General features: G+C 68.0%; 25 protein-coding genes. 16 read left to right on the forward strand and 9 right to left on the reverse strand.

Translation table 11 applies throughout. The features are described 5' to 3' along the window. Window positions 1–26: 26 nt before the first annotated feature. The 7 genes from ACWDXS_RS32750 to ACWDXS_RS32780 all read left to right on the forward strand — a co-directional run bounded on the left by ACWDXS_RS32750 (window position 27) and on the right by ACWDXS_RS32780 (window position 3,962). On the forward strand, window positions 27–404 hold the full coding sequence (locus tag ACWDXS_RS32750) for a nuclear transport factor 2 family protein (protein ID WP_449971743.1): 378 nt from the start codon (window positions 27–29) through the stop codon (window positions 402–404). A 68-nt stretch (window positions 405–472) separates the two neighbouring features. Then, window positions 473–661, forward strand: coding sequence for a hypothetical protein (locus ACWDXS_RS32755; RefSeq protein ID WP_449971746.1), 189 nt, complete (start codon window positions 473–475; stop codon window positions 659–661). Window positions 662–736: 75 nt separating this feature from the next. Continuing rightward, window positions 737–1,696, forward strand: a complete 960-nt coding sequence (locus ACWDXS_RS32760; RefSeq protein ID WP_449971749.1) for an Acg family FMN-binding oxidoreductase — start codon at window positions 737–739, stop codon at window positions 1,694–1,696. 114 nt (window positions 1,697–1,810) lie between these two features. Then, entirely contained in the window at window positions 1,811–2,101 is a 291-nt protein-coding gene (locus tag ACWDXS_RS32765) for a hypothetical protein (RefSeq protein ID WP_449971752.1), read from the forward strand. A gap of 1 nt (window position 2,102) precedes the next feature. After that, window positions 2,103–2,774 (forward strand): HemK2/MTQ2 family protein methyltransferase, encoded by a 672-nt coding sequence (locus tag ACWDXS_RS32770; RefSeq protein ID WP_379313985.1) that lies wholly within the window; start codon window positions 2,103–2,105, stop codon window positions 2,772–2,774. Next, window positions 2,734–2,967 (forward strand): CDGSH iron-sulfur domain-containing protein, encoded by a 234-nt coding sequence (locus ACWDXS_RS32775; protein WP_449971756.1) that lies wholly within the window; start codon window positions 2,734–2,736, stop codon window positions 2,965–2,967. The genes ACWDXS_RS32770 and ACWDXS_RS32775 overlap by 41 nt, the downstream gene beginning before the upstream one ends. Continuing rightward, window positions 2,964–3,962 carry an iron-containing redox enzyme family protein gene (locus tag ACWDXS_RS32780; protein ID WP_379313984.1) on the forward strand — a complete coding sequence of 333 codons (999 nt, stop codon included), beginning with the start codon at window positions 2,964–2,966 and terminating at the stop codon, window positions 3,960–3,962. The genes ACWDXS_RS32775 and ACWDXS_RS32780 overlap by 4 nt, the downstream gene beginning before the upstream one ends. Here ACWDXS_RS32780 and ACWDXS_RS32785 read toward each other — a convergent pair. The 4 genes from ACWDXS_RS32785 to ACWDXS_RS32800 all read right to left on the reverse strand — a co-directional run bounded on the left by ACWDXS_RS32785 (window position 3,937) and on the right by ACWDXS_RS32800 (window position 6,373). Further along, window positions 3,937–4,365: an ATP-binding protein gene (locus ACWDXS_RS32785; protein WP_379313983.1), complete on the reverse strand. Its 429-nt coding sequence runs from the start codon at window positions 4,363–4,365 to the stop codon at window positions 3,937–3,939. The genes ACWDXS_RS32780 and ACWDXS_RS32785 overlap by 26 nt on opposite strands. A gap of 77 nt (window positions 4,366–4,442) precedes the next feature. Next, window positions 4,443–4,862, reverse strand: coding sequence for an STAS domain-containing protein (locus tag ACWDXS_RS32790; RefSeq protein WP_378995053.1), 420 nt, complete (start codon window positions 4,860–4,862; stop codon window positions 4,443–4,445). A gap of 136 nt (window positions 4,863–4,998) precedes the next feature. Beyond that, window positions 4,999–5,838 carry an RNA polymerase sigma factor SigF gene (locus ACWDXS_RS32795; RefSeq protein ID WP_379313982.1) on the reverse strand — a complete coding sequence of 280 codons (840 nt, stop codon included), beginning with the start codon at window positions 5,836–5,838 and terminating at the stop codon, window positions 4,999–5,001. Between the two features lie 97 nt (window positions 5,839–5,935). Continuing rightward, window positions 5,936–6,373: an anti-sigma factor gene (locus tag ACWDXS_RS32800; protein WP_379313981.1), complete on the reverse strand. Its 438-nt coding sequence runs from the start codon at window positions 6,371–6,373 to the stop codon at window positions 5,936–5,938. Between the two features lie 311 nt (window positions 6,374–6,684). Here ACWDXS_RS32800 and ACWDXS_RS32805 point away from each other — a divergent pair, with 311 nt between their 5' ends. Both ACWDXS_RS32805 and ACWDXS_RS32810 read left to right on the forward strand, forming a co-directional pair. After that, complete coding sequence (locus ACWDXS_RS32805) at window positions 6,685–8,832, forward strand: catalase (RefSeq protein ID WP_449971762.1); 2,148 nt, start codon at window positions 6,685–6,687, stop codon at window positions 8,830–8,832. Between the two features lie 271 nt (window positions 8,833–9,103). Next, on the forward strand, window positions 9,104–9,472 hold the full coding sequence (locus tag ACWDXS_RS32810) for a hypothetical protein (protein WP_449971765.1): 369 nt from the start codon (window positions 9,104–9,106) through the stop codon (window positions 9,470–9,472). A gap of 84 nt (window positions 9,473–9,556) precedes the next feature. On the opposite strand, the gene ACWDXS_RS32815 is transcribed toward ACWDXS_RS32810, so the two are convergent. Continuing rightward, window positions 9,557–10,243, reverse strand: a complete 687-nt coding sequence (locus tag ACWDXS_RS32815; protein WP_378995044.1) for a PAS and ANTAR domain-containing protein — start codon at window positions 10,241–10,243, stop codon at window positions 9,557–9,559. A 124-nt stretch (window positions 10,244–10,367) separates the two neighbouring features. On the opposite strand from ACWDXS_RS32815, the gene ACWDXS_RS32820 reads away from it, so the two are divergent. The 3 genes from ACWDXS_RS32820 to ACWDXS_RS32830 all read left to right on the forward strand — a co-directional run bounded on the left by ACWDXS_RS32820 (window position 10,368) and on the right by ACWDXS_RS32830 (window position 12,309). Continuing rightward, window positions 10,368–10,541: a CsbD family protein gene (locus ACWDXS_RS32820; protein WP_378995042.1), complete on the forward strand. Its 174-nt coding sequence runs from the start codon at window positions 10,368–10,370 to the stop codon at window positions 10,539–10,541. Between the two features lie 79 nt (window positions 10,542–10,620). Beyond that, window positions 10,621–11,724, forward strand: coding sequence for a glutamate--cysteine ligase 2 (locus ACWDXS_RS32825; RefSeq protein WP_449971769.1), 1,104 nt, complete (start codon window positions 10,621–10,623; stop codon window positions 11,722–11,724). A gap of 144 nt (window positions 11,725–11,868) precedes the next feature. Next, entirely contained in the window at window positions 11,869–12,309 is a 441-nt protein-coding gene (locus ACWDXS_RS32830; protein WP_449971772.1) for an anti-sigma factor antagonist, read from the forward strand. Window positions 12,310–12,336: 27 nt separating this feature from the next. Here ACWDXS_RS32830 and ACWDXS_RS32835 read toward each other — a convergent pair whose 3' ends face one another. Further along, on the reverse strand, window positions 12,337–13,122 hold the full coding sequence (locus ACWDXS_RS32835) for an alpha/beta fold hydrolase (protein WP_379315119.1): 786 nt from the start codon (window positions 13,120–13,122) through the stop codon (window positions 12,337–12,339). Window positions 13,123–13,306: 184 nt separating this feature from the next. Here ACWDXS_RS32835 and ACWDXS_RS32840 point away from each other — a divergent pair, with 184 nt between their 5' ends. The 4 genes from ACWDXS_RS32840 (at window position 13,307) to ACWDXS_RS32855 (ending at window position 18,244) form a co-directional block, all read left to right on the forward strand. Next, window positions 13,307–14,545: an alpha/beta hydrolase family protein gene (locus ACWDXS_RS32840; protein WP_449971775.1), complete on the forward strand. Its 1,239-nt coding sequence runs from the start codon at window positions 13,307–13,309 to the stop codon at window positions 14,543–14,545. Window positions 14,546–14,739: 194 nt separating this feature from the next. Further along, window positions 14,740–15,198, forward strand: coding sequence for a 2Fe-2S iron-sulfur cluster-binding protein (locus tag ACWDXS_RS32845; RefSeq protein ID WP_449971778.1), 459 nt, complete (start codon window positions 14,740–14,742; stop codon window positions 15,196–15,198). Next, on the forward strand, window positions 15,195–16,181 hold the full coding sequence (locus ACWDXS_RS32850; protein ID WP_449971780.1) for an FAD binding domain-containing protein: 987 nt from the start codon (window positions 15,195–15,197) through the stop codon (window positions 16,179–16,181). The genes ACWDXS_RS32845 and ACWDXS_RS32850 overlap by 4 nt, the downstream gene beginning before the upstream one ends. After that, window positions 16,178–18,244, forward strand: a complete 2,067-nt coding sequence (locus ACWDXS_RS32855; protein ID WP_449971783.1) for a xanthine dehydrogenase family protein molybdopterin-binding subunit — start codon at window positions 16,178–16,180, stop codon at window positions 18,242–18,244. The genes ACWDXS_RS32850 and ACWDXS_RS32855 overlap by 4 nt, the downstream gene beginning before the upstream one ends. Here ACWDXS_RS32855 and ACWDXS_RS32860 read toward each other — a convergent pair whose 3' ends face one another. From ACWDXS_RS32860 to ACWDXS_RS32870, 3 genes are read right to left on the reverse strand one after another with little or no spacing between them, the layout of a single operon-like run. Continuing rightward, window positions 18,245–19,432, reverse strand: coding sequence for a lipase family protein (locus ACWDXS_RS32860; protein ID WP_449971786.1), 1,188 nt, complete (start codon window positions 19,430–19,432; stop codon window positions 18,245–18,247). 24 nt (window positions 19,433–19,456) lie between these two features. Next, a complete protein-coding gene (locus ACWDXS_RS32865) occupies window positions 19,457–20,629 on the reverse strand; it encodes a lipase family protein (RefSeq protein WP_449971826.1) in 1,173 nt (390 codons plus the stop codon). Window positions 20,630–20,654: 25 nt separating this feature from the next. Continuing rightward, window positions 20,655–21,551, reverse strand: a complete 897-nt coding sequence (locus tag ACWDXS_RS32870) for an oxidoreductase (protein ID WP_449971789.1) — start codon at window positions 21,549–21,551, stop codon at window positions 20,655–20,657. Between the last annotated feature and the right edge of the window lie 20 nt (window positions 21,552–21,571).

The following is a 21,571-nucleotide window of genomic DNA, read 5'->3' on the forward strand; positions in this document are numbered from 1 at the left end:
TAACAGCCCACTTAAAATTGTCAGGTATGTCAGAGATAACTGAACGCGCAGCCCGTCGACTCGTGCTCGACTACACCCGCGACATGGCCCTGTCCGACGAGGACCCCGCCGCGATCGTGGATCGCACCCTGACCGAGGACGTGATCTGGCAGACCGACGGCACCGAGCTCGACCGCGACCGGTTGATCGCGCACGCGTCGCCCGCCCGCAAGAACGTCACCGCCGTCGATGTCACGATCGACGATCTGCTCGTCGACGGCCACCGATTCGCCGCGCGGTGCCGCCTCGACGCCGAACATCGCAAGCTCGGGCACCTGCGGATCGAATGGATCATGATCGGCAGCGTCGCCGGCGACGGACGCGTGCGGCGGATTCATCAAGTCGCTGTGACCCCGAAGTCGTAGGAGTGGTCCTGACCACATCGAATGCCCCTATATCCTGGTCTCTTCGCATCACGAGTAGGAGCGTTCCGATGGCCTTGGCTCGACACTGCGACCGCGATGGTTGCGATAGCTGGCAGCGCATCGATCACGACGTCAACCACCGATGGATCACCGTCGACCTCGGTGCGGGCGACGTGCGGCACTTCGATACCTGCGACTGCCTGCTGCACTGGGCAGCGGCCACCAGCGTCCCGACCGAGGTCTCTCCGGCTGTGTAATTTCTCAGATTCGCCACCTAGGGTCGAGTCCAGCCGCAGTACGCCGACCTGTACAGGAAGGAAGACTGGCGAGACATGCCGAGCATCACAACGTGCCGAGACGCACTCGAATTGGCGGTGCGTGCGCCCTCGGTGCACAACACCCAACCGTGGCGCTGGCGGATCCAGCGCGGCCGCGTCGATCTGTTCGCCGACTTCGGGCGTCAGGTCACCGCGACAGACCCCTTGGCACGCGCTCTCGTGGTGAGTTGCGGCGCCGCGCTGCATCATCTCGAGGTGGCGTTCGCCATGCTGGGCTGGCAGGCCGAGATCGATCGGCTGCCCGACCCGGATCGACCCGACCACCTCGCGACGGTGCGGTTCACCCCGCGTCCGCCGTCGGATCGCGATATCCGGCTGGCCGCCGCCATCCACCTGCGCCAATCCGATCGGCGCCGCTATCCCGGCGCGCCGGTGCCCACGCGCGACCTGCGTGCGGTGTCGCGATGCGCGGCCCCGTTCGGGGCCGCGGCCCGGCACGTCCCCGACAGCATGCTCTCGCAGCTGGCCGCCCCCATGCGCCGAGCCGCCGCCCGGCACGCGACCGACACGAATTACCTGGCGGAACTGGAGCAGTGGAGCGGCTGCCACGGCGAGCCCAACGGCGTACCCGCCCGCAACGCACCCGTCGCACGCTCATCGGACGAACTACCGGTGCGGGTGTTCGCCGAAGCGGAACTGTCCGAGTACACCGACGAGCCCGACTCCGCCCACTGGCTGGTCGTGTGCACCCCGCACGATAACCGCGTCTCCCAGCTGCGCGCGGGTCAGGCAACGAGCGCGATCCTGCTGCAGGCCACCTACCTCGGCCTGGCGACGAGCCTGCAATCCGAACCTCTCGGCATGCTGGATCTCCGCGACCAGATCCGCACCACGGTCCTGCAGGAATGCGCCTATCCGCACGTCATGATCCGAGTCGGCGTCATGCCGCACGCCGCGGCACCCTTGGAATCCACCCCGCGCCGCCCGGTGACCGAGGTCATCGAAACGAACTGAATCACCTGGTCGATCGGTGTTTCGACCGCGTCGGCGCGAGGGCGGCTGATTGCTTCGATGGATTGCGGGCATGTCCACCACAGGGCGGTCTCGTCCTCGAAAAGGAGCTGCGCGATGAATCAGTCAGAGAAACAGTTTCCCGATGACGCTCGGACCACTCGAACCCATGCGGGCGAGTCGATCAGGGACACCAGGAATTGGCCCGGATTGATTCTTGCCGCTATCGGGCTGGTGCTGCTCGGTCTCACGCTCACCGCGGCCGGGTACGGCTTCGGCGGCTGGGCCGTGCTGGCGGGTGTGGCGTGCGCGGTGTGTCTGGCGGTGGGGATCGGGCTCGTGGTCGCCGAGCACCGACGGGTGAAGGCGCAGGAGGGTCTCGCCTTGGGCGAGCCACGGGGACACTGAGATGGTCGTCCTGCGGGCGCCGCGGGTCTACCGGCCGCAGGCCGATACCTGGCTGCTCAGTCGTGCGATGCGTGAAGTGCCGTCGCTGTCCGGCGGGCGGGTGCTCGACGTCTGCTCGGGGACCGGCGCGCTCACCATGGCCGCCGCCGCGGCGGGCGCGAGCAGTCTGACCGCCGTCGACCTGTCCTGGTCGGCGCTGATGTCGACATGGATGAACTGCCGGTTGCGCGGCATCGCGGTGGAGCTGCTGCACGGCGATTTCGGATCCGCGCTGCGGCTGCCGCGCTTCGACGTGGTGGTCGCGAATCCGCCCTATGTTCCCGCGGGCCGGGCGACCGGTCGCGGTGCGGCGCTGGCCTGGGACGCGGGCCCCGACGGCCGAAGTGTGCTCGACCGGTTGTGCGCGATGCTGCCGGACCTGCTCACCGAGCGTGGCGTCGGGTTGATCGTGCATTCGGCGATCAACGACCCCGAGCGCAGCCTGTGCCAACTGCGTGGAATCGGCGCGAACGCCCAGGTCGCGGCGACCGGAACGGTGCCGTTCGGACCGGTCATGCGGTCTCGCGCCGGATGGTTGGCCGCCAACGGCTTCATCCGGCCCGGCCAGCGTGAGGAGGAACTGGTGGTGATCCGTGTCGACCGAACATCGTCTCCCGTCGCCGACCTCGCCTGAGGCGCGGCGGGTCGTGCTCACCGACGGCGGGCCCGCGCTCATCGACGGTCCCGTCGACGTGGTCACCCCCGACGGGACGGTCCTGCACTGCGACCGTTTCGTGGTGGCGCTGTGTCTGTGTCGCCGGTCGAGCACCTACCCGCTGTGCGATACGAGCCACCGGCGCCGGCGTCATCCGAGGAGTACCGAATGACGGCTCTGCGATCACTGCCGCGCCCGCGTGGCGAGTTGTCTGCCGCGGTCACCGAATTGCTCACGCGGACACCGGGTTCGGCGGTTCCCGAGGTCGGCGGACTCGACCCTTACGGCGAGGATCTCCTGCTGACCCTGCACACCTGTTACGAACTGCACTATCAGGGATTCGCCGGTGTCGACGAGAACTGGGAGTGGGATCCCGACCTGCTGCGGCTGCGCCGCGACCTGGAGAACCAGCTGCTCACCGCCCTGCATGCCGATGTCCCCGGCGGCGAGGACGTCGAGGCAGAACTCGACCGTCTCCTCGAACCGACCCGTGACACCGACGGCATCGCGGGATTCCTCGCCGAGCGGGGAACGGCCGATCGGTTGCGCGAATACTTCGTCCACCGCTCGATCTATCACCACATCGAAGCCGACCCGTACGCCTGGGTGATCCCGCGCCTGCGCGGACAGGTGAAAGCGTCGCTGGTGGCGGTCGAGTTCGACGAGTTCGGCGCCGGCCGCGGCGAACGCGTGCACGCGCGACTCTTCGCCGATCTCCTGTCCGGCGCCGACCTCGAGCCGGGCTACCTGCACTACCTCGACACCGTGCCCGCGCCGATGCTGGCGCTGGTGGACATGATGACGTTGTTCGGCCTGCACCGTGGCCTGCGCGGCGCGCTGATCGGCCATTTCGCGACCGCCGAGATCACCTCGCCGCCTGCGTCGCGCCGATTGGCCGAGCTCGCCCGCACGCTGCTCCCGCATCCCGCGTGCGCGCACTTCTACACCGAACACGTCGAAGCCGACGCCGTGCACGAACAGGTGATGCGGCGCGACGTCATCGCCGGATTGCTGGCCACCGAACCCGGCCGAGCTGCCTCGGTCGTGTTCGGTATCCAGGCGACGAACCTGCTCGAGGATCGCTTCGCCGAACACGTCCTGACGTGCTGGAACGCGGATCGCAGCTCGTTGCGCGAGGCGCTCAGTGCACCCGCCGCACCTGCGTGAAAGTGATCCCGACGGGGTAACCGCCCTGTTCCCGGTCGTAGGCCTCGTGGTCTGCGGTGAGATGGTCGGTGATCGAGTGCATCACGTGCCAGCCGAAACCGGTCGTGTCGACCGGGTGGTCGCTGTCGCAGACCGCGGAAACCGCGACCCGGATCCGGAATCCGTCGGCGGTGACCTCGCAGTGGATCTCGGACTCGGGTACCGCGTCGAGGATCAGGCACGTGGCCGCCTCGTCGAGCGCGACGCGGATATCGGCTACCTCGTCGACTGTGAAACCGGCGATCAAGGCGACAGTTTCGGCGACCGCCCGGAGCATGACAACCTGGCTCAGATCGGCGTCGATCTGGACGCGGGTCGATGTCGCACGGGTCGAGTCGGTGATGATCCGGTCGCTCGAATCCACGATGTCCTCCTCCCGAGCGTGCGCCGGAGTGGCTTCATCGAGCGCATACCCAGGATCAGGGTGATCGAAACGGCCTGTCAGTGACCTGGTTCCGATCGGGAGGCTTCATCGATCGACAGGTAACACCGGAACAGCGGCCGCACACCGACCAGATCCAGCGCTCGCTCCACCTCACGGGTGCCGGTGAGCAGGCGAATGTCGACCCGGTGCGTCCACGCCTCGACCTTGGCGTCGCGCAGCATCGCCGCGACGCGGATACTCAGGAATTCGGTGTCGCGCAGGTCGATGACGACGACGCGTGCGCCCGAACGCACGGAGCGATCGAGGAGCGAACGGAATCGCGGCATGCGCGCCGCGTCGAGCTCGATGCCGCCCTGGAGTACCCAGCAGCCAGGTCGTCCCGGGTCGCGCAAGGCCGGCTCGGCCGCGGTATCCGCGGAGCAGCCGCGGTACCAGCGCAGCCGACTCGAATGCCGACGATCCGTGACGACAGACATGAAACCTCCTGTGCGACAGGAATGACCGGTCGTCGCTGCCGACAGGCGTCTACCGGCTCGGGGGAGCGGTAGACGAGGACCGGGGTCGGCTGGAGGTCTCAACCTGGAACAATTCTGGCACGTGTCGGCGCCGCTGTCACTGGGTCGACGTCGGCTCGGCGAGCGCTTGCTCACGCAGAAAGGTCAAGGTCCGCGACAGGATCCGCGAGACCTGCATCTGCGAGACACCCAGGTGCTCGGCGATCTGGCCCTGCGTCTGGGACTCGTAGAAACGCATGATCAGCACCTGCCGTTCCTCGGCGGGCAGCGCGGCGATCAGCGGGCGTACCGCCATCGCGTCCTCGGTGAGTTGGTAGCAGGGCTCGTCGCTGCCGAGCGTGTCGGTGATCGGCTGGGTGGAGTTGTCTCGGCCGTCGTGGGTGACGCCGTCGATGGAGTTGGTCTGGTAGCCGTTGCCCGCGACCAGCGTGCGGGTCACCTCGACCAGGTCGACATCGAGTTCGTCGGCGAGTTCGTGCGCGGTGGGGAACCGGCCGAGCCGCTGCGAGAGTTCCTCGGTGGCGGGCCCGATCCTGAGCTGGATCTCCTTGAGCCGGCGCGGCACCCGGACCGCCCACGTGCGATCGCGGAAGTGCCTGCGTACCTCACCCATGATCGTCGGGATCGCGAAGGACAGAAATGAGGAGCCGCGGGTGACGTCATAGCGATCTACGGCGAGCACCAAGCCCACCCTGGCGGTCTGCTCGAGGTCGTCGAACTGCTCGCCGCGGCCGTTGAACTTGCGCGCGATGTGATCGGCGAGCGGCAAGCACAGTTCGATCACCTGCGCGCGCACGGTGTCGTGGTGTTCGTCGCCGGGCTCGAGCGCCCGCAGCTTCTCGAACCACGGTTCGATGTTGTCGTAGCTGTCGCCGTGCGAATGCGATCGCCGGGCGGTCGAACGGTCGGCCGAAACTGTCGTTGATTCCCATGTCATCGCTACTTGCCTCACTTCCAGGCGGTTGCAGATGTGTTCATGGGGTACCCACCGGGACCCGGGGCTATGCCCTACCCACGAGGCTAGCGCGCAATGGTCACGACTTGGCAGGTCCGTGCAATCGCCGGATCCAGCCGAATTCGACCGTGGTGGGGTAGCCGCCGCGGGCCGCGTCGAACCCGGCGTAGTCCGTGCGCAGCGCGTCGGTCAGCGTCGCGACGACATGCCAGCCGAAGGACTGCTCATCGAGGGCGGCGGGCTCTCGTGCCACTGCGCTCACCCGGGCGCCGAGCGCTCCGTCTCCACCGGTGAACGCACAGTCGAGCAGGGAGTCCGGCGTCGCGACCAGCATCAACGCGGTGGCGACCTCGTCGAGAGCCAGCAGCAGGTCGGTGACCTCGTCGAGCGCGAAACCACCGACGAGCAGCACTGTCTCGGCGAGGGCGTGCACCATGCTCAGCTGGTCCAGTTCGGCGGGCACCTGGAACCCGACAGTTCTCGAGCGGGGAGCGGTGTCGCGATCTCGAGCCCGCACGCCACCTCCCTCATCCACTACCGTTTGTCGGAGGTTACCCCGTAACCGCCGGGTCACGCCTCGAGCTCATTTCGGGTCGTTGCCCGTCGACTCCGGTTCTCCCGGTCGCCTGCCCCGGGTCTTGCGCATCACCAGCACCACCGCGACGAGGGCAACCAAAGCCACGATCGCAATTATCTCCATAGGCGCCGCTTACCCCACGAGCCGAGTCCGAACCGCTGTTTGCCCCGCCGATAACGCGGTAGTCCGTCGAAGAAGTGGCAGGCCGTTCTCCGAATTCCCCGCGCGCGACGAAGGGACGACGAAATACCATGACCGACCGCGATATTCCGTCCGAATTCACCCATCCGCCGACTCCGCCCGACGAGGACGCCGGGATACCGTGTGAGCAGGCGGGTCCGGCAGCCGACCAGCAGGGGCCCGCGCTGCGCAGTCCCACGGGTGCGCCGATTCCCGGTGACGCGAGCGTGCGCGCCCAGCAGGGGCCTCGGCTGACCACCCCGCAGGGCGCGGGGGTGGCCGACACCGATCACGCGCTCAAGGCGGGACCGCGCGGCCCGACGCTGCTGCAGGACTTCCACCTGCGCGAGAAGATCACCCACTTCGATCACGAACGCATCCCCGAGCGGGTCGTGCACGCTCGTGGCACCGCCGCTCACGGTGTGTTCGTCGCCAACGGCGCCGCCGCGTCGCTGACCCGCGCGAAATTCCTGGCCGCCGACGCGCGCACGCCGGTCTTCGTACGGTTCTCGACGGTGCTCGGCTCACGCGGGTCGGCCGACACGGTGCGCGACACCCGCGGTTTCGCGGTGAAGTTCTATACTGGCGAAGGGGTCTACGACCTGGTCGGTAACAACATTCCGGTGTTCTTCATCCAGGAAGCGATCAAATTCCCCGATGTGATCCACGCAGGAAAGCCCGAGCCGGATCGGGAGATCCCGCAAGCGCAATCCGCCCACGACACTTTCTGGGATTTCGTCACGCTGCACACCGAGGCGACCGCCCATACCTTCTGGAACATGTCGGACCGGGCGCTGCCACGGTCGTTGCGGATGATGGAGGGATTCGGCGTCCACACCTATCGCCTCGTTGCCGAGGACGGCACGACGAGTCTGGTGAAATTCCACTGGAAGCCGCGCCTGGGCGTGCATTCGATGTTATGGGAGGAAACACAGCTCACGGCCGGTTTCGACCCGGATTTCCATCGCCGGGATCTGGCCGACACGATCGCGGCGGGCTACGCACCGGAATGGGATTTCGGTGTGCAGGTATTTCCCGACACTCCCGATCACCTCTTCGAGGGCATCGATCTGCTCGACCCGACCAAGATCGTCCCCGAGGAACTCGCGCCGGTGCGGACCATCGGCACCTTGCGGCTCACCGCGAATCCGGAGAATTTCTTCGCCGAAACCGAACAGGTGGCTTTCTGCCCCACACATCTGGTTCCGGGCATCGAGGTCACCGACGACCCACTGCTGCAGGGCAGGCTGTTCTCCTATCTCGACACCCAGATCAGTCGGCTCGGCGGCCCGAATTTCACCCAGTTGCCGATCAATACGCCGCACGCCGACGTCAACGACCTCTTTCGGGACGGGATGCACCAGGGTGCCGTCCACCCCGGAGTCGCTGCCTACAAACCCAATTCGCTCGGCGGCGGGTGCCCCTACGCGGCGAGTTTCGCCGGCGACGCCTTCGTCGAATCGCCGACACCCATTCCGCCGCCGACCGCGAAACTGCGGACCTCCGCCAACAGTGCGGGATCGGTGTCGTTCGCCGACCATTACTCGCAGCCGCGCATGTTCTATCGCAGCCTGACAACCGGCGAACAGCAGCATCTCGCCGATGCGTTCTCCTTCGAACTCGGGAAATGCCAGTCCGAGACGATTCAGCGGCGCGCTCTGCAGATGCTGGTCAATGTCGACGACGGGCTGGCCGACTACGTCGCCGGTCAACTCGGCCTCGACAAGCCCGCCCCGAACAGCGACCATGTCGACCTCGCGCCGAGTCCCGCGTTGTCGCAGCGACACGGCAGTTTCCCGGTGGACGGGCGGACGGTGGCGCTGCTGGTCGATGACACCACCTCGGGCGACGCGATACGGGAGGTCTCGACCGCGCTGGAAGAGGCCAGGGTCCGGCCGATGGTTGTCGCGGCGCGCGGCGGTGTCATCGACGGTGTGCCGGTGGCGCGGACTTTCGCCACGATGCGATCGGTCGAATTCGACGGCGCGCTGTTGCTGGCCGCGCCGGCGGACTCCCGCGTGAACCTGCTGGTCGAGGAGATGTGGCGGCACGGCAAGGCGATCGCCGCGGTCGGCACCGCGGCCTCGGTGCTGCAGCGCAACGACATCGAACCCGATGCACCGGGAATCACGGTCGCCGACGCGGTGGCAGCGACGAGCGGGCTGCTCACCGATCTGGCCGAGCATCGTGCGTGGGCGCGCATCGAAGCCGGCTCCTGACCCGCACCGACACTGTGCGCGTCCGTCGTTTCGAGTGCGAATGCGCGGGCATCCCACGAGTGTGGCGATCAGCCGAATGTGGAACGGGCGCCGAAGAAACGGCTCAGCCACGCTTTCGTAGGACGGTGTCGACACCGGAGTTACCTCGGGGCAGGTCGAGCGCACCATCACGATGCCAACGACGTCATCGCGGTGCGCGCTCGACCTGCGTCGCGGCCTTTCGCGGGTGCCCAACGGCGTGCGCCCGCCGCAACACCGATGACAGGAGGCGATGATGTTCGCGATCGAGCGCACCGAGTCGAACCCGGTGCCGACGCCGCCGGAACCCACACCACCAGGCCCGCCGCCGGACCCGTTCCTGCCGAACCCGGGCGATCCGGTGCCCGCCCCACCCAGCCCGCCGAGCCCGCCCGGCCCGGATCCGGTGCCCCCGCCGCCGAGCCCGCCCGGTCCCGATCCGGTGCCCGCCCCGCCGACTCCGCTCGGTCCCGGTGACCCGGTGCCCGTTCCGCCGGAGCCGCCGGGCCCCGACGTTCCGCCGCCGCCGATCCTTCGAGGTCTCAGCGCGGCACTAGATCTCGGCTCGGCTCGGACCGCGTCCTCGGTGTCACCGCGCCCCGAACTCGCGGCGCGGCCATAGGGAATCCGCGGCCATAGGGAATCAGGGAGGTCGGTTCTCTGGACCACCGCCCGGCCCCGCTGGGGCTTTGATCGTCAGCCGCCACTAACCGTTGCGGTCCACCTGGGCGCCTTCGTGCGCGGTCAGCAGGACGTGGTCGAGCCGGGTGCGCAACCGCACCTCGTCACCGGCCACCGTCGGCAGCGCGGCGACCACGCGTTCGGCGATGGCGCGCAGCTTCACGTTGGTCTCCTGCGAGCGCCACTGGAGTACCCGGAACGCCTGGTCGGCGCTGACGCTGTAGGCGAGCATCAACGCGCCTTTGGCCTGTTCGATCACCATGCGCGCCTCCAGCAGCACCGGCAGGGTGCTGTCGAGCGCCTCGCGCCGGTATTCGGCCGCGGTGTCGGACAGGTCGATGTAATAGCCCTCGGTGCCGATCACCGTCCCGTCCACGTCGGCGAGCGGCTCCGACACGACCAGCACATCGCGCACCCGGCCGTGCGTATCGATGATGCGGTGGTGGCTGGAGAACGCGCCGCTGTCCTCGACCGAGGTGATCATGGCCGCGACCCGATCACGATCGTCGGGATGCTTGTGCGAGAGCAGCATTTCGGTCGTCGGCACGGTGCCGGGCTGGTAACCGTGCATCCGCGCGACCTCATCGGACCATTCCCATTGCCGGGTGGCGAATCGAAACCGGAATCGGCCGACCGTCAACGAGTCGCCGACCCCGACCACGCGTTCGACAAGCGCGCGCTCTGCGGTGGATGCGTTGTCCAGTTCGGTCATGCGTTGATTATTCACCCTGGACGCCGAGCCTGTTTGCACCTGAAAGACCCGGGTAGGCCGTCGATGGGTCCCCAGGACGGCCCACGGCCACCGAGTGGCCGAGAAACAGCCTGAAAGGAATGTCATGGGTATCGCTGACAAGGCGAAGAACAAGGCCGAAGAGCTGGCAGGCAAGGCCAAGGAAGCCACCGGCCGCGCCACCGACGATCGCGATCTCGAGAACGAGGGTCGCGGCGAGCAGGCCAAGTCGAACCTGAAGGACGCAGGCGAGAAGGTCAAGGACGCTTTCCGCGACTGACCGGCCACGCCGCCGGGGTCATCGGTCCTTCACCGGGCCGATGACCCGGGCCCGCTCCGCAGGTGCTGGAGGTGAGCAAGTGTCCGCGCATGTACCGACGGTCGGCGTCGAGGAAGAGTTCCTGCTGACCGATCCCGCGTCCGGCGCGCCCGCGCCGAAGAACACGCTGGTCGCCGAGACGGCGAAGAAGGCCGGGATCGATCTGCAGCTGGAGCTGACGAGCTGTCAGGTCGAGACGAGTAGCGCGGTGCACTCCGAGATCGGCGCCTTGCTGGCGGAATTGCGGACCGCACGGCGCCGGGTGGCCGAATGCGCGGCCGAGCACGGCACCCGGTTGCTGGCGGTCGCGGTTCCACCGACCGTCCCCGAGGGATACCCGGTCACCGATACGCCGCGCTATCAGCGGATCGCGCACTCTTTCGGCATGATCGCCCACGAGCAGGGGCTGTGCGGGTGCCACGTGCACGTGGCGGTGCCCGACCGCGAAACCGCGGTGCTGGTGAGCAATCATGTCCGGCCACGATTGCCGGTACTGCTCGCCTTGACCGCGAATTCGGCGATCTACCGCGGCAGCGAGACCGGCTACGCGAGTTGGCGCAGTATTTTGTGGCGCCGGTGGCCCAGCGCCGGTCCGCCGCCGTATTTCGCGTCGCTGCGTGACTACGAATCGATGGTCGCGATGATGCGATCCAGCGGCAGCATCCTGGACAACAAGATGGTCTATTGGGATGTCCGCCCGTCGGAATCCTTTCCGACTGTCGAGATCCGCGTGAGCGATGTCCCGGCGACAGCCGAGGAATCCGCCTTGCTGGCCGCCCTCATCCGCGGAATCGTCACTACCGCGCTCGACGCGATCGCGCAGGACATTCCCGCTCCCACGGTGCCCGGTGAAGTCCTGCGCGCCGCCTATTGGAACGCCGCGCGATCCGGGCTCGACGGCAACGGCCTCGACCTCGTCGCGGGTCGCGTCGTTCCCCACCAGGACCTGCTGGCCGGGCTGGTCGAGGACATCGCGCCGGCATTGCATCGTTGTGGTGACCACGACTTCGTCACCGATGCGGTCAGGGCGCTCGGTGAGCGCGGAAACGGCGCGCGCCGGCAGTTGGCGGCGATGAACCGGCGACGCGAGATCGCCGATGTGATCGGTGAACTCGCCGACGCCACCCTCGAGGGCTGCCGCTGATCGCGACGCCGCGCGCATCAGATCCATCACATCCGCAGACACCATCGATTCGGCGTGCTGAAATGGGATCACCAGCCGATTTTGAGCCACCAGGACCGGCTGGGGCAGTGTGTATGCCTGCCGGTGTCGAGGGATCGGGCACTCGTGAACACCCATTCCGGCCATGGCGACCAACCGTCGCGGATCGATGAATCCGACTCGGCACTGCGTGCGGAGGTCACCTTCCATCACACGGCCACTGTTCTGCATGTGCACGGCGAGATCGACGCGTGCAACCTGCCTCGATGGCGCACCGTTCTCGACGCAGCCATCACGGCGGAGGGCGAGTCGGGTCACCTGGTGATCGACATCAGAGACGTGACGTTCATGTCCTGCCGGGCGATCCTCGACATGGCGACCCGCGCCCAGCAGAGCCGGCTGCGGATGAGTGTGGTCAATCTCGTGCCGTCGGTCACCAACCGGATCATCGTCGCGGCCGGTCTCACCGAGTGGCTACCCGTCTACCCGAGCCGAACCGAGGCTCTGGCCGCCGCGCCCGCGCAGCCCACCCGAACGATTCCCCCGGCGTCGTGGACGACGACGTAGACCTGGGCAGGCAACCCAGGCCCGGGTTCAATCGTTCGCAACGGAGTCGGTGAGAATCGGCAGCAACGCCTTGGCGCTGACCATGTGGTCCTGCCCGGCGAGCACCCGATGCGACGCCTGGGGAATCGCCGCGGCGAGCTCCCGGGACACCTGATGCATCCCGGTCGGGTTCTTCTCCCCGACAACGACTTTCACGGGAACCCGGATCTCCTCGAACCGTTGCACCGGAGGCAGTGTTTCGGTGATCGCGATGTCGTACATCAGTGTGGGGGCGAGGGCCTTCATCGTTGTCCACCCGGGAAACAGCGGCAGCAGCGCGACGAACGCGCCCGGCATCCCGATCCCGCGCAGAAACGCCTTCAGCGCTCGCGCATTCTTCGCCTGGTCGAGCAGCGCCCGCACCGTGGCGGCCAGCTCGGCGTAGGACGCCCGTTCGGTCTCGTCGTGCACATAGGGGGCGTCGTAGATCACGACCCTGTCGATCTTGTCCGGCATCCGTACCGCCGCTTCGAGCGCCAGCGCGGCACCCGAGGAATGTCCGTAGAGAATCGCGCGCCCACCGGCGGCGTCCACCATCGCCTCGATGTCGTCGACTTCCCGCTCGATCGCATACGGCTGTAGGTCCCCGCTGTCCCCGCGCCCGCGCCGGTCGTAGTTGTAGACGGTGAAGCGCGTGGCGAACACCCGCACATCGCCGGCGATCGGCCGAAACCGCCGGAAACACGTCGCGCCGGTGATGTACACCAGCGCGGGCCCGTCACCGGACACGTCGTAGGCGAGTTCGGTGCCATCTTTCGACGTAGCGATCCTCATAGCTCGTTCCTTTCGGTGCCCGGCGCGCGCGGATCCCGATCGATCCACTGTCTACCACTACGACGATGTCGCCCCCGCAAACTCATCGGTGCGCCACGGGAGCCCGGCCCGGCGGAGCGGTATATTGCGCCGCGGCCCGACCGGGAACGTGTTCGACGCGACGAATCAGGAGGATTCAGTGGTGATGGGATCAGGCACGGAGTCGGCGTCGATTGTCGTGCGTCGATGCGCACGGGCGGTCGCGGTGGTGCTGGCCGTCTGCGCTTCGGCGGTCCCAGCCGCCTCCGCCGATCCCGCGGCAGCCGGTCTCGAATTCTATTCTCCGGCACCGTATTCGGTGGCCGGCGAGCACGGATCGGTGATCTCGTCACAGCCGATTGCCGGGGAGCCGGGCTTGCCTGGGGCGCGCAATTTCCTTGTGCTCTACCGGTCGGTGGATGTGCACGGTCAGCCGGTCGCCGTCTCCGGTACGGTCGCTGTTCCCGAGGGAACGCCGCCGCCCGGCGGTTGGCCGCTGATCTCCTGGGCACACGGCACCACCGGCACCGCCGATGTGTGCGCACCGTCGCGGGACACCGGTACGGGGTTCCCCGCTCACGACTACACCTCGTTGACGCGCGCGACCCTGGCACGATGGATCGCCGCCGGATACGCGGTGGCGCAGACCGACTATCAGGGTTTGGGTACGCCGGGCCCGCACGGGTATCTGATCGGGGAGGCCGAGCAGCGTGCGGTCGCGGACATGGCGCTGGCGGCGCGGGTGATCGCGCCCGAGATCGGGACTCGCTGGGTGGCGATGGGACATTCGCAGGGTGGTCAGGCCGCCGTCTACGCCAACGCGCGCTCGCAGCAGTGGGCGCCGCAGTTGCGCTTGCTCGGTGCGGTGGCGATGGCACCCGCCTCGCATCTGGGGCCGGTCGTGCAGGCTTTCGCCCTCGCCCAGCGAACCGGCATCGCGGCGAAGGTGGACGCACCGGCGGGCTCGGTGTCGTTCATTCCGTTGTTCATCCGTGGCGCCCAGACCGTCGCCGACATCGATCCGTCGGCATTTCTTACCGCCGAAGCTGATTCGATGGTGGGCCAGGCCGATGACCGCTGCATCGGACAGCTGCGTGAGCGGGATTCCTGGGGCGGGTTCGGCGCGGGTGACACGTTCTCCGCCGACGCCGATCCCAGTGCGCTGGTGCGAGTTCTCGACGGCAACGACCCCAGCGGGCTGGCGCTGACCACTCCGATGCTGGTGTTGCAGGGCAAGGCCGACACCGTCGTCCTGCCCGCCGGCACCGACGCCATGGTCGCTCAGCAGCAGCTGACCGGCCAACCCGTGGAATACCGCACCTACCCCGGCGTCGATCACCGCGCCATCCTCGGCGCGAGCAACGACGACGCGCTCGCCTGGGTGAACGCCCGCTTCGCCCGCTGACTCGCAGCGCGCACGTCCCGGTGATCCCGCCGGTCGTGATGTCCGGTGAAACCACGGCGGATGTGGTCGAGGTCCACGATGGCCCACGGCCGGATTGGTAGCGTGGCCGAGGTGCGCACAGTGGTTGCGTACGTGCTGGTAGCGGGCCCGGAGGGTCTGTGCGGAGTCGGTGTCCCACGACGAGAGGCCGTTCGATGGACATCGACACCCGCACCACCCTGTTGGATGCCCTGCGTGAACAGCTGGGCGTCACCAGCCCGAAGAAGGGCTGCGATCGCGGGCAATGCGGGTCGTGCACTGTGCTGCTGGACGGCCGACGGGCGACGTCGTGTCTCGCGCTGGCCGTCGCACACGACGGGGCGACAATCGTCACCGCCGACGGACTGGCCGACGGTGACGACCTGCATCCGGTCCAGCGAGCATTCCTCGAACACGACGGCTTCCAGTGTGGCTACTGCACGCCGGGCCAGATCTGTTCGGCGGTCGGCATGCTCGACGAGGTGCGGGCGGGCGCCCCGAGTCACGTGACGGCGGACCCCGCGGGCGAGATCGTGCTGAGCGCCGACGAGATCCGGGAACGAATGAGCGGCAATCTGTGTCGCTGCGGGGCGTATCCGAACATCGTCGCGGCGATTCAGGAGGTCGCTCGATGAGGGAGTTCGCCTACGAACGCGCCACTGATGCGGGGCAAGCGGTAGCGGCGGTACTCGCCGAGCCCGACGCCGTATTCCTCGGTGCGGGAACCAATCTCGTCGATCACCTCAAACTGGGGATCATCGCGCCGGGCAAGCTCGTCGATGTCAGCGGACTGCCGTTCGATCAGGTGACCCCGCTGCCCGACGGCGGTGTCCGCATCGGGTCGGCGGTGCGCAATGCCGATCTTGCCGCGCATCCGGCCATCCGGGCGCGGTACCCGGTGCTGTCGGCGGCACTGTTGGCGGGCGCGTCGGCCCAGCTGCGCAATCTCGCCACCACCGGCGGAAATCTGTTGCAGCGCACCAGATGTCCCTACTTCCAGGATTCGACTGTGCCGTGCAACAAGCGCGAACCGGGCAGCGGATGCTCGGCGATCGGCGGGTTCGATCGCGACCATGCCATCCTCGGCGCGTCCGATCAGTGCATCGCCACCCATCCCTCCGACATGGCGGTGGCGATGGCCGGGCTGGGTGCGGTCGTGCGGGTGCTCGGCGCCGTCGGTGAGCGCGAGATCCCACTGGCCGACTTCTACCGGCTGCCCGGCGACGAACCCGACCGGGACACGATCCTCGACCACGGTGACCTCGTCACCGCCGTCGACCTGCCCGCGCTCGAGTGGGCGAGCACCTCCACCTACCGCAAGGTCCGCGATCGTGCGTCGTTCGCGTTCGCCCTGGTGTCGGTGGCCGCCGCCGTCGACATCGCCGACGGCCTCGTGCGAGATGTGCGGATCGCGTTCGGCGGTGTCGCTGCCAAACCATGGCGGGCATTCGCCGCCGAGGCCCGACTGCGTGGCCGGGCCGCCACCGAGGAGAACTTCGCCGCCGCGGCCGATGCCGAACTCGCCGACGCGCGCGCACAGCGTCAGAACGGTTTCAAGATCCCTTTGGCGCGCAATGTGCTGGTCGCCACCCTGCGCGAGCTGAGCGAGGTGCGATGAACCCACCGGCGATCGGCAGCTCACCCACCCGTGTCGACGGACCGGCCAAACTCCGCGGCGTCGCGCCCTACGCGATGGAGCATCCGCAGCGGGATCCGTTGTACGGCTTCGTGATTCAGTCGACGATCGTCCGCGGGCGCATCCGCGAGATCGACACTTCCGTGGCCGCACGGATGGACGGCGTCGTCACCGTGCTCACCCACCACAATGCTCCCCGGCTGGCCGTCGACGACGACAACGAACTGTTCATCCTGCAAAACGGCGAGGTCGCGTTCCGTGGGCAAGTGATCGGCGCCGTCATCGCGACGAGCCTGGAAGTCGCCTGCGAAGCCGCCGCCCAGGTGCGCGTGACCTATGACGAGCAGCCCGCCGCCGTCACCCTCGACGCCGACCTCTACACCCCGCAGGAGGTGAGCGGCGGCTTTCCCACCGACACCACGATCGGTGACGTCGACGCCGCCATGGCGATCGCCCCGGTCACCATCGACCACACCTATACGACCGCGATGGTCCACAACAACCCGATGGAACCGCATGCCACCATCGCGCACTGGACCGACGACACCTTGACGCTGTTCGACTCCACCCAGGGCCCGCACGTGGTGCGCGCCGAGATCGCGGCCCTGTTCGGCCTGGCGCCCGAGCGGGTGCGGGTGATCGCGCCCTTCGTCGGCGGTGGCTTCGGATCCAAAGGTGAGCCGCACGCCAATATCGTGCTCGCGGCGATGGCCGCGAAACTCTGCGACGGGCGACCCGTGAAACTGCCGCTGACCAGGCAACAGCTGTTCTCTCTCGCCGGTTATCGGACGCCGACCCGCCAGCGGGTCCGGCTCGGCGCGCACCCCGACGGCACCTTGACCGCCATCGCCCACGACGCGATCGCACAGGTCTCCACGGTGAAGGAATTCGCCGAGCAGACCGCCGTGGCGACCCGCGTGATGTACTCGGCGGCCAACCGATCGACCTCGCATCGTTTCGCGGCACTGAATGTTCCCGTCTCGTCATGGATGCGGGCGCCCGGGCACTGTCCGGGCATGTTCGCCGCGGAGACGGCGATGGACGAACTCGCGGTCGCCCTCGGTATGGACCCGATCGCCTTGCGCATCCACAACGAACCCCAGGTCGACCCGGAATCAGGGCGCCCGTTCTCCACCCGTGGGCTGGTCGAATGCCTGGGTGCCGGGGCGCAGCGCTTCGGCTGGGCAGAGCGTGACCCGGCACCGAAGTCGCGCCGCGATGGCCGATGGCTGATCGGATCCGGGGTCGCCGCGGCGACCTACCCGGCCGACACCGCCGGGGGCAACAGCGCCCGCGTGCGCCACAGCGGCGACCGCTACGAAGTCGCCATCGACGCCGTCGATATCGGTACAGGCACCTGGACCTCCCTCGGCCAGATCGCCGCCGACGCCCTCGGGGTCGACACGGATCGCATCGATCTGCGTATCGGCGATTCCGACCTCCCCCAGGGGACGGTCGCGGGCGGTTCGGCCGGCATGGCGTCGTGGGGTTCGGCCGTGGTGGCCGCCGCGCGAGCGTTCCGTGACCGCTTCGGGCCGGAACCCGCCGACGGCGCCGAGATCACGGTCGAGGCGCCCGAATATCCAGGGAGAGAGAACTTTTCGACCCATGCGTTCGGCGCGCACTTCGTCGAGGTCCGCGTGCACACCGACACCGCCGAGATCCGGGTTCCGCGCGTGGTCAGCGTTTTCGGGGCGGGCCGCATCATCAATCCACGGATGGCCCGTTCCCAGTTCATCGGCGCTGTCACCATGGGTCTGTCGATGGCGCTGTGGGAAGAGAGCGAGTTCGATCCGCGCCTCGGCGCCGTGGTCAACCACGATCTCGCCGGGTACCACATCCCGGTCAACGCCGATATCGGCGAGATCGACGTCAGCTGGATCGACGAACACGATCCGCATCTGAACCCGATGGGCAGCAAGGGAATCGGCGAGATCGGCATCGTCGGCTCGGCGGCCGCGGTCGGCAACGCGGTCTACCACGCCACCGGCGTTCGCGTTCGCCGCGTCCCCATTCACCTCGAAGACCTGCTCGGCGCGCTCTGATCAGCAGCGGGTCGGCGCGGGTTCGCCGCGGAACCTGGCTTCGATGAAGTTCCAGGCCTCCGGCAGACCCGCCACCGCGGTCGTCATGTGCTCGGCGATCTGATAGCGGGAGAACGTGACCGGCGCGCCTGCCGCGCAGTAGCGGGTGGCTACGTCCTCGACGGCGTCGAAGGGTGTCAGTTCGTCGAAGACGCCCTGCCAGATCAACATCGGCGTCTCGGGCACCTCGGGGTCGTAGCGCAAACTGTTCTCCCGCAACACCGCTCGTGCCTCGGGGCTGTCCATCAGGGACTTGGTCGCTGCCAGCTGTTCGGCGCTGCGGGCTATACCGTGGAACAGCAGGAAGCGCCGGCATTCGTCAGCGGTGAAATCGCGGAACCACAGGCCCTCGCCGTTGAGCTGGTCGGAAATGGGCAGACGCTGGGGGTATTCGCGCTCCAGACCCATCGCCGCCGCCCAGGCGAGGCCGAAACCGGGATGGTGCCCGAAGCCGATCCCGAGGGCCATCTGTTCGAGGTCGGCCGGGATGCCGCCGGCGGCGACGCCCGCGAGCGTCAATTCCGGTGCGTAGGTCGGTTGCAGCGCGGCCGCCCACGCGGTCGCCAGCCCGCCGCCGGAGTACCCGGCGAGTGCGATGGGGGACTGGCCGAGGCCGAGTTCGGGCGCGCGCTGGAGCGCTCGCACACTGTCGAGGGTGACCATGCCGCTGAGCCGGGCGGCGCCATAGGCGACATTCGGCCCGAGGTAGTCCGGCAAGGCGACCGCCCAACCGCGGCCCAGCGGCAGAGCCGCGCCGAACGCGTCGGGGGTCTCGTCGTTGATCAGCGAGGTGGAAGGGTTGCATTTGGTGCCGAGGGAATTGATCAGCGCCTGGTAGGACACCAGCGGCGGGTTCGTGACACCGGCGGGGATCAGGACCGTGGTGACGCCCATGATCGGGTCACCCGCGGAGTTGGTCGAGCGGAACGCGACGTGCCAGATATCGGTGCCCTGGTAGGGGCCGAGGTCGAACTTCCGTTGCCGCACCACATCACCGGGCGCGAAGTCGCCGATATCGGCCGGTGCGGTGAAGAAGGGATCGGGGTTGGGGGTGGGGTAACGCGGCTCCGGCGTCGCCGCGGGAGCGAAGATGGCGACGGTGAGGCCGTAGAACAGCACCGTGAGTGCGGCCGTCAAAATCCGGCGCATGGTGGATCCTTATCTCTCGGGAGGTCAGCAGTTGCTCGGCGCGGGCTCGCCGCGGAAGCGGGCGTCGAGCCACGCGACGGCAGACGGGAAACCCATGACCGCGGTGGCCAGGTGGTCGGGGCTCGGATAGAGCTCCGAGTGCACCGGTGTCCCGGCCTCGCAGTAGCGCTGGTTCGTGCGATCGACCGCGTCGACGGGGATGAGTGGGTCGATGGGGGTGTGCCACTCGAAGATCGGGATCGTCGGCACGGGCTCGAACAGTTCCAGGCTGTTGGCGTCGCCCACTTCCCACGCCCGGGGGTCGTCGATCAGTGAGACGGTCGAGGCGAGGTCGGAGGCGCTGTGCATGGCTCCGGCGGCGATGAGTTCGACCGTGCACCCGTTGGCCATGGCATCGCGTACCGCCAAGCCGGTGTCGTTGAGCTGCCCGCTGATCGGGAGGCGGTCGGGGTACTCGCGTTCGAGGCCGAGTGCCGCGGCCATCGCGAGACCGAACATGGGGTGCGGGGCGAAGCCGAGGGCGCGCGCCATCGTGGTGATGTTCATCGGCACCCCGCCCTGCGCGGCGCCGACCAGGCGCAGTTCGGGCGCGTACTGCGGTGCGAGCGCGGCCGCCCAGCCGGTCGCCATGCCGCCGCCGGAGTACCCGAGCATGGCCGCCGGGCTGTCGGCGAGACCCAGTTCCGCGACCCTGGTCGCGGCGCGGATGCCGTCGAGGGTGATCTGTCCGCCGAGTCTGGCCGCGCCGTAGGCGGCGTTGGGGCCGAGATGGTCGGGTAGCGCGATGCTCCAGCCGCGCAGCAGCATCGTGTTCAGCAGCGGCACAGCGCGATAGAGCAGATTCGGATCGTAGGCGTAGAGGGCCCGCGAGACCGCGCACTGGGTACCGAGACCGTTGATGATGTGCTGGTAGGACAGCAACGGCGCGCCGGGGCGATGGTCTTTCGGGGTGAGGATCGTGGTGGTCGCGGCGATCGGCCTGCCCTGGGAGTCGTTGGACCGGAACTTCACCAAAGTGACTGTGGCGGTGGGGAAGTAGGGCAGTGGTTCCTGGACCCGGACCGCCAGTACGGCCCCGGGTTCCTTGCTCGCGATGTCGGCGGGCGCGGCGTAGAAGGGGTCGGGGTCGGGAGCCGGATACACCGGTGGTGCCCCGGTGGCCACCGGTGGGCCGGAGGCGGTGACCAGCCCGACCATGACGGCGCAAGCCAGGGTGCGCAGGCTAATTCTCACGGATCACCGCCGACGCGGGGTAGCGAACACCGGTGGCGCGTTCGGATGCCGTCCACAACTGCTGCCAGAGGGCCCGATCCTGCGACAGCGCGCTCGACGGGCAGGCGCTGACCGGTCCCCGGGTGTTGAACAGCTTGGTCGGGCCCCAATAGATATCGGGATCCGCATCCGGGGCGGTGGCGGCGTAGAGCATCGATTGTGCTGCCGCGGTCCGTGATTGGCCTACCAGGCGGATGAACGGCTCGGCGACGTAGTCGAGTGGCGTCTGCGTCTTGGCGACGAGTCCGGTCGGTGCGACGCCGGGGTGCACGGCGTAGGAACGCAGCGTCGACCCGGATTCGCGGAGCCTGCGCTGTAGTTCGCGGCCGAATATCAGGGTGGCCAGCTTCGATTCCGGATAGGCCGCGTGTCGGCTGTATCGGCGGTGTTCGAAGCGCAGATCGTCGAGCGGCAGTGCCTTGGTCCACCCGTGGGAAATGCTCGACAACGAGATGACCCGGTCCTGGATCCGATCCAGCAGCAGGCCGGTCAACGCGAAGTGACCGAGATGGTTGACGCCGAATTGTGTTTCGAATCCGTCGGCGGTACGGGCGAACGGCACATTCATCAATCCGGCATTGTTGATCAGCACATCGAATTCGCCGCACTCTTGCGCGAAGCGCCGTACGTCGGACAGATCGGCAAGATCCAGGGCTGCCACGGAGATATCGCCGACCAGCCGATCAGCGATGGCGCGACCCCGTTCGGTATCACGGCACGCCATGATCACCGTGGCGCCACGGGCTGCCAACGTGCGGGTTGCCACCTCACCGAGGCCGCCGTTGGCTCCGGTGATCACGAATCGTCGGCCGTGCTGATCCGGTATCGGATCGGGAGTCCTTGCCATGGCGCATGACCTTACGAATC

It is taken from the genome of Nocardia sp. NPDC003183 (assembly GCF_053590715.1).

Excerpts from the sequence above, each read along its gene's own strand:
- ACWDXS_RS32750 (WP_449971743.1), top strand. The coding sequence starts at position 27 with ATGTCAGAGATAACTGAACGCGCAGCCCGTCGACTCGTGCTCGACTAC.
- ACWDXS_RS32755 (WP_449971746.1), top strand. The coding sequence starts at position 473 with ATGGCCTTGGCTCGACACTGCGACCGCGATGGTTGCGATAGCTGGCAG.
- ACWDXS_RS32760 (WP_449971749.1), top strand. The coding sequence starts at position 737 with ATGCCGAGCATCACAACGTGCCGAGACGCACTCGAATTGGCGGTGCGT.
- ACWDXS_RS32765 (WP_449971752.1), top strand. The coding sequence starts at position 1,811 with ATGAATCAGTCAGAGAAACAGTTTCCCGATGACGCTCGGACCACTCGA.
- ACWDXS_RS32770 (WP_379313985.1), top strand. The coding sequence starts at position 2,103 with ATGGTCGTCCTGCGGGCGCCGCGGGTCTACCGGCCGCAGGCCGATACC.
- ACWDXS_RS32780 (WP_379313984.1), top strand. The coding sequence starts at position 2,964 with ATGACGGCTCTGCGATCACTGCCGCGCCCGCGTGGCGAGTTGTCTGCC.
- ACWDXS_RS32790 (WP_378995053.1), bottom strand. The coding sequence starts at position 4,862 with ATGTCTGTCGTCACGGATCGTCGGCATTCGAGTCGGCTGCGCTGGTAC.
- ACWDXS_RS32795 (WP_379313982.1), bottom strand. The coding sequence starts at position 5,838 with ATGACATGGGAATCAACGACAGTTTCGGCCGACCGTTCGACCGCCCGG.
- ACWDXS_RS32805 (WP_449971762.1), top strand. The coding sequence starts at position 6,685 with ATGACCGACCGCGATATTCCGTCCGAATTCACCCATCCGCCGACTCCG.
- ACWDXS_RS32810 (WP_449971765.1), top strand. The coding sequence starts at position 9,104 with ATGATGTTCGCGATCGAGCGCACCGAGTCGAACCCGGTGCCGACGCCG.
- ACWDXS_RS32815 (WP_378995044.1), bottom strand. The coding sequence starts at position 10,243 with ATGACCGAACTGGACAACGCATCCACCGCAGAGCGCGCGCTTGTCGAA.
- ACWDXS_RS32820 (WP_378995042.1), top strand. The coding sequence starts at position 10,368 with ATGGGTATCGCTGACAAGGCGAAGAACAAGGCCGAAGAGCTGGCAGGC.
- ACWDXS_RS32835 (WP_379315119.1), bottom strand. The coding sequence starts at position 13,122 with ATGAGGATCGCTACGTCGAAAGATGGCACCGAACTCGCCTACGACGTG.
- ACWDXS_RS32840 (WP_449971775.1), top strand. The coding sequence starts at position 13,307 with ATGGGATCAGGCACGGAGTCGGCGTCGATTGTCGTGCGTCGATGCGCA.
- ACWDXS_RS32845 (WP_449971778.1), top strand. The coding sequence starts at position 14,740 with ATGGACATCGACACCCGCACCACCCTGTTGGATGCCCTGCGTGAACAG.
- ACWDXS_RS32850 (WP_449971780.1), top strand. The coding sequence starts at position 15,195 with ATGAGGGAGTTCGCCTACGAACGCGCCACTGATGCGGGGCAAGCGGTA.
- ACWDXS_RS32855 (WP_449971783.1), top strand. The coding sequence starts at position 16,178 with ATGAACCCACCGGCGATCGGCAGCTCACCCACCCGTGTCGACGGACCG.
- ACWDXS_RS32860 (WP_449971786.1), bottom strand. The coding sequence starts at position 19,432 with ATGCGCCGGATTTTGACGGCCGCACTCACGGTGCTGTTCTACGGCCTC.
- ACWDXS_RS32865 (WP_449971826.1), bottom strand. The coding sequence starts at position 20,629 with ATGGTCGGGCTGGTCACCGCCTCCGGCCCACCGGTGGCCACCGGGGCA.
- ACWDXS_RS32870 (WP_449971789.1), bottom strand. The coding sequence starts at position 21,551 with ATGGCAAGGACTCCCGATCCGATACCGGATCAGCACGGCCGACGATTC.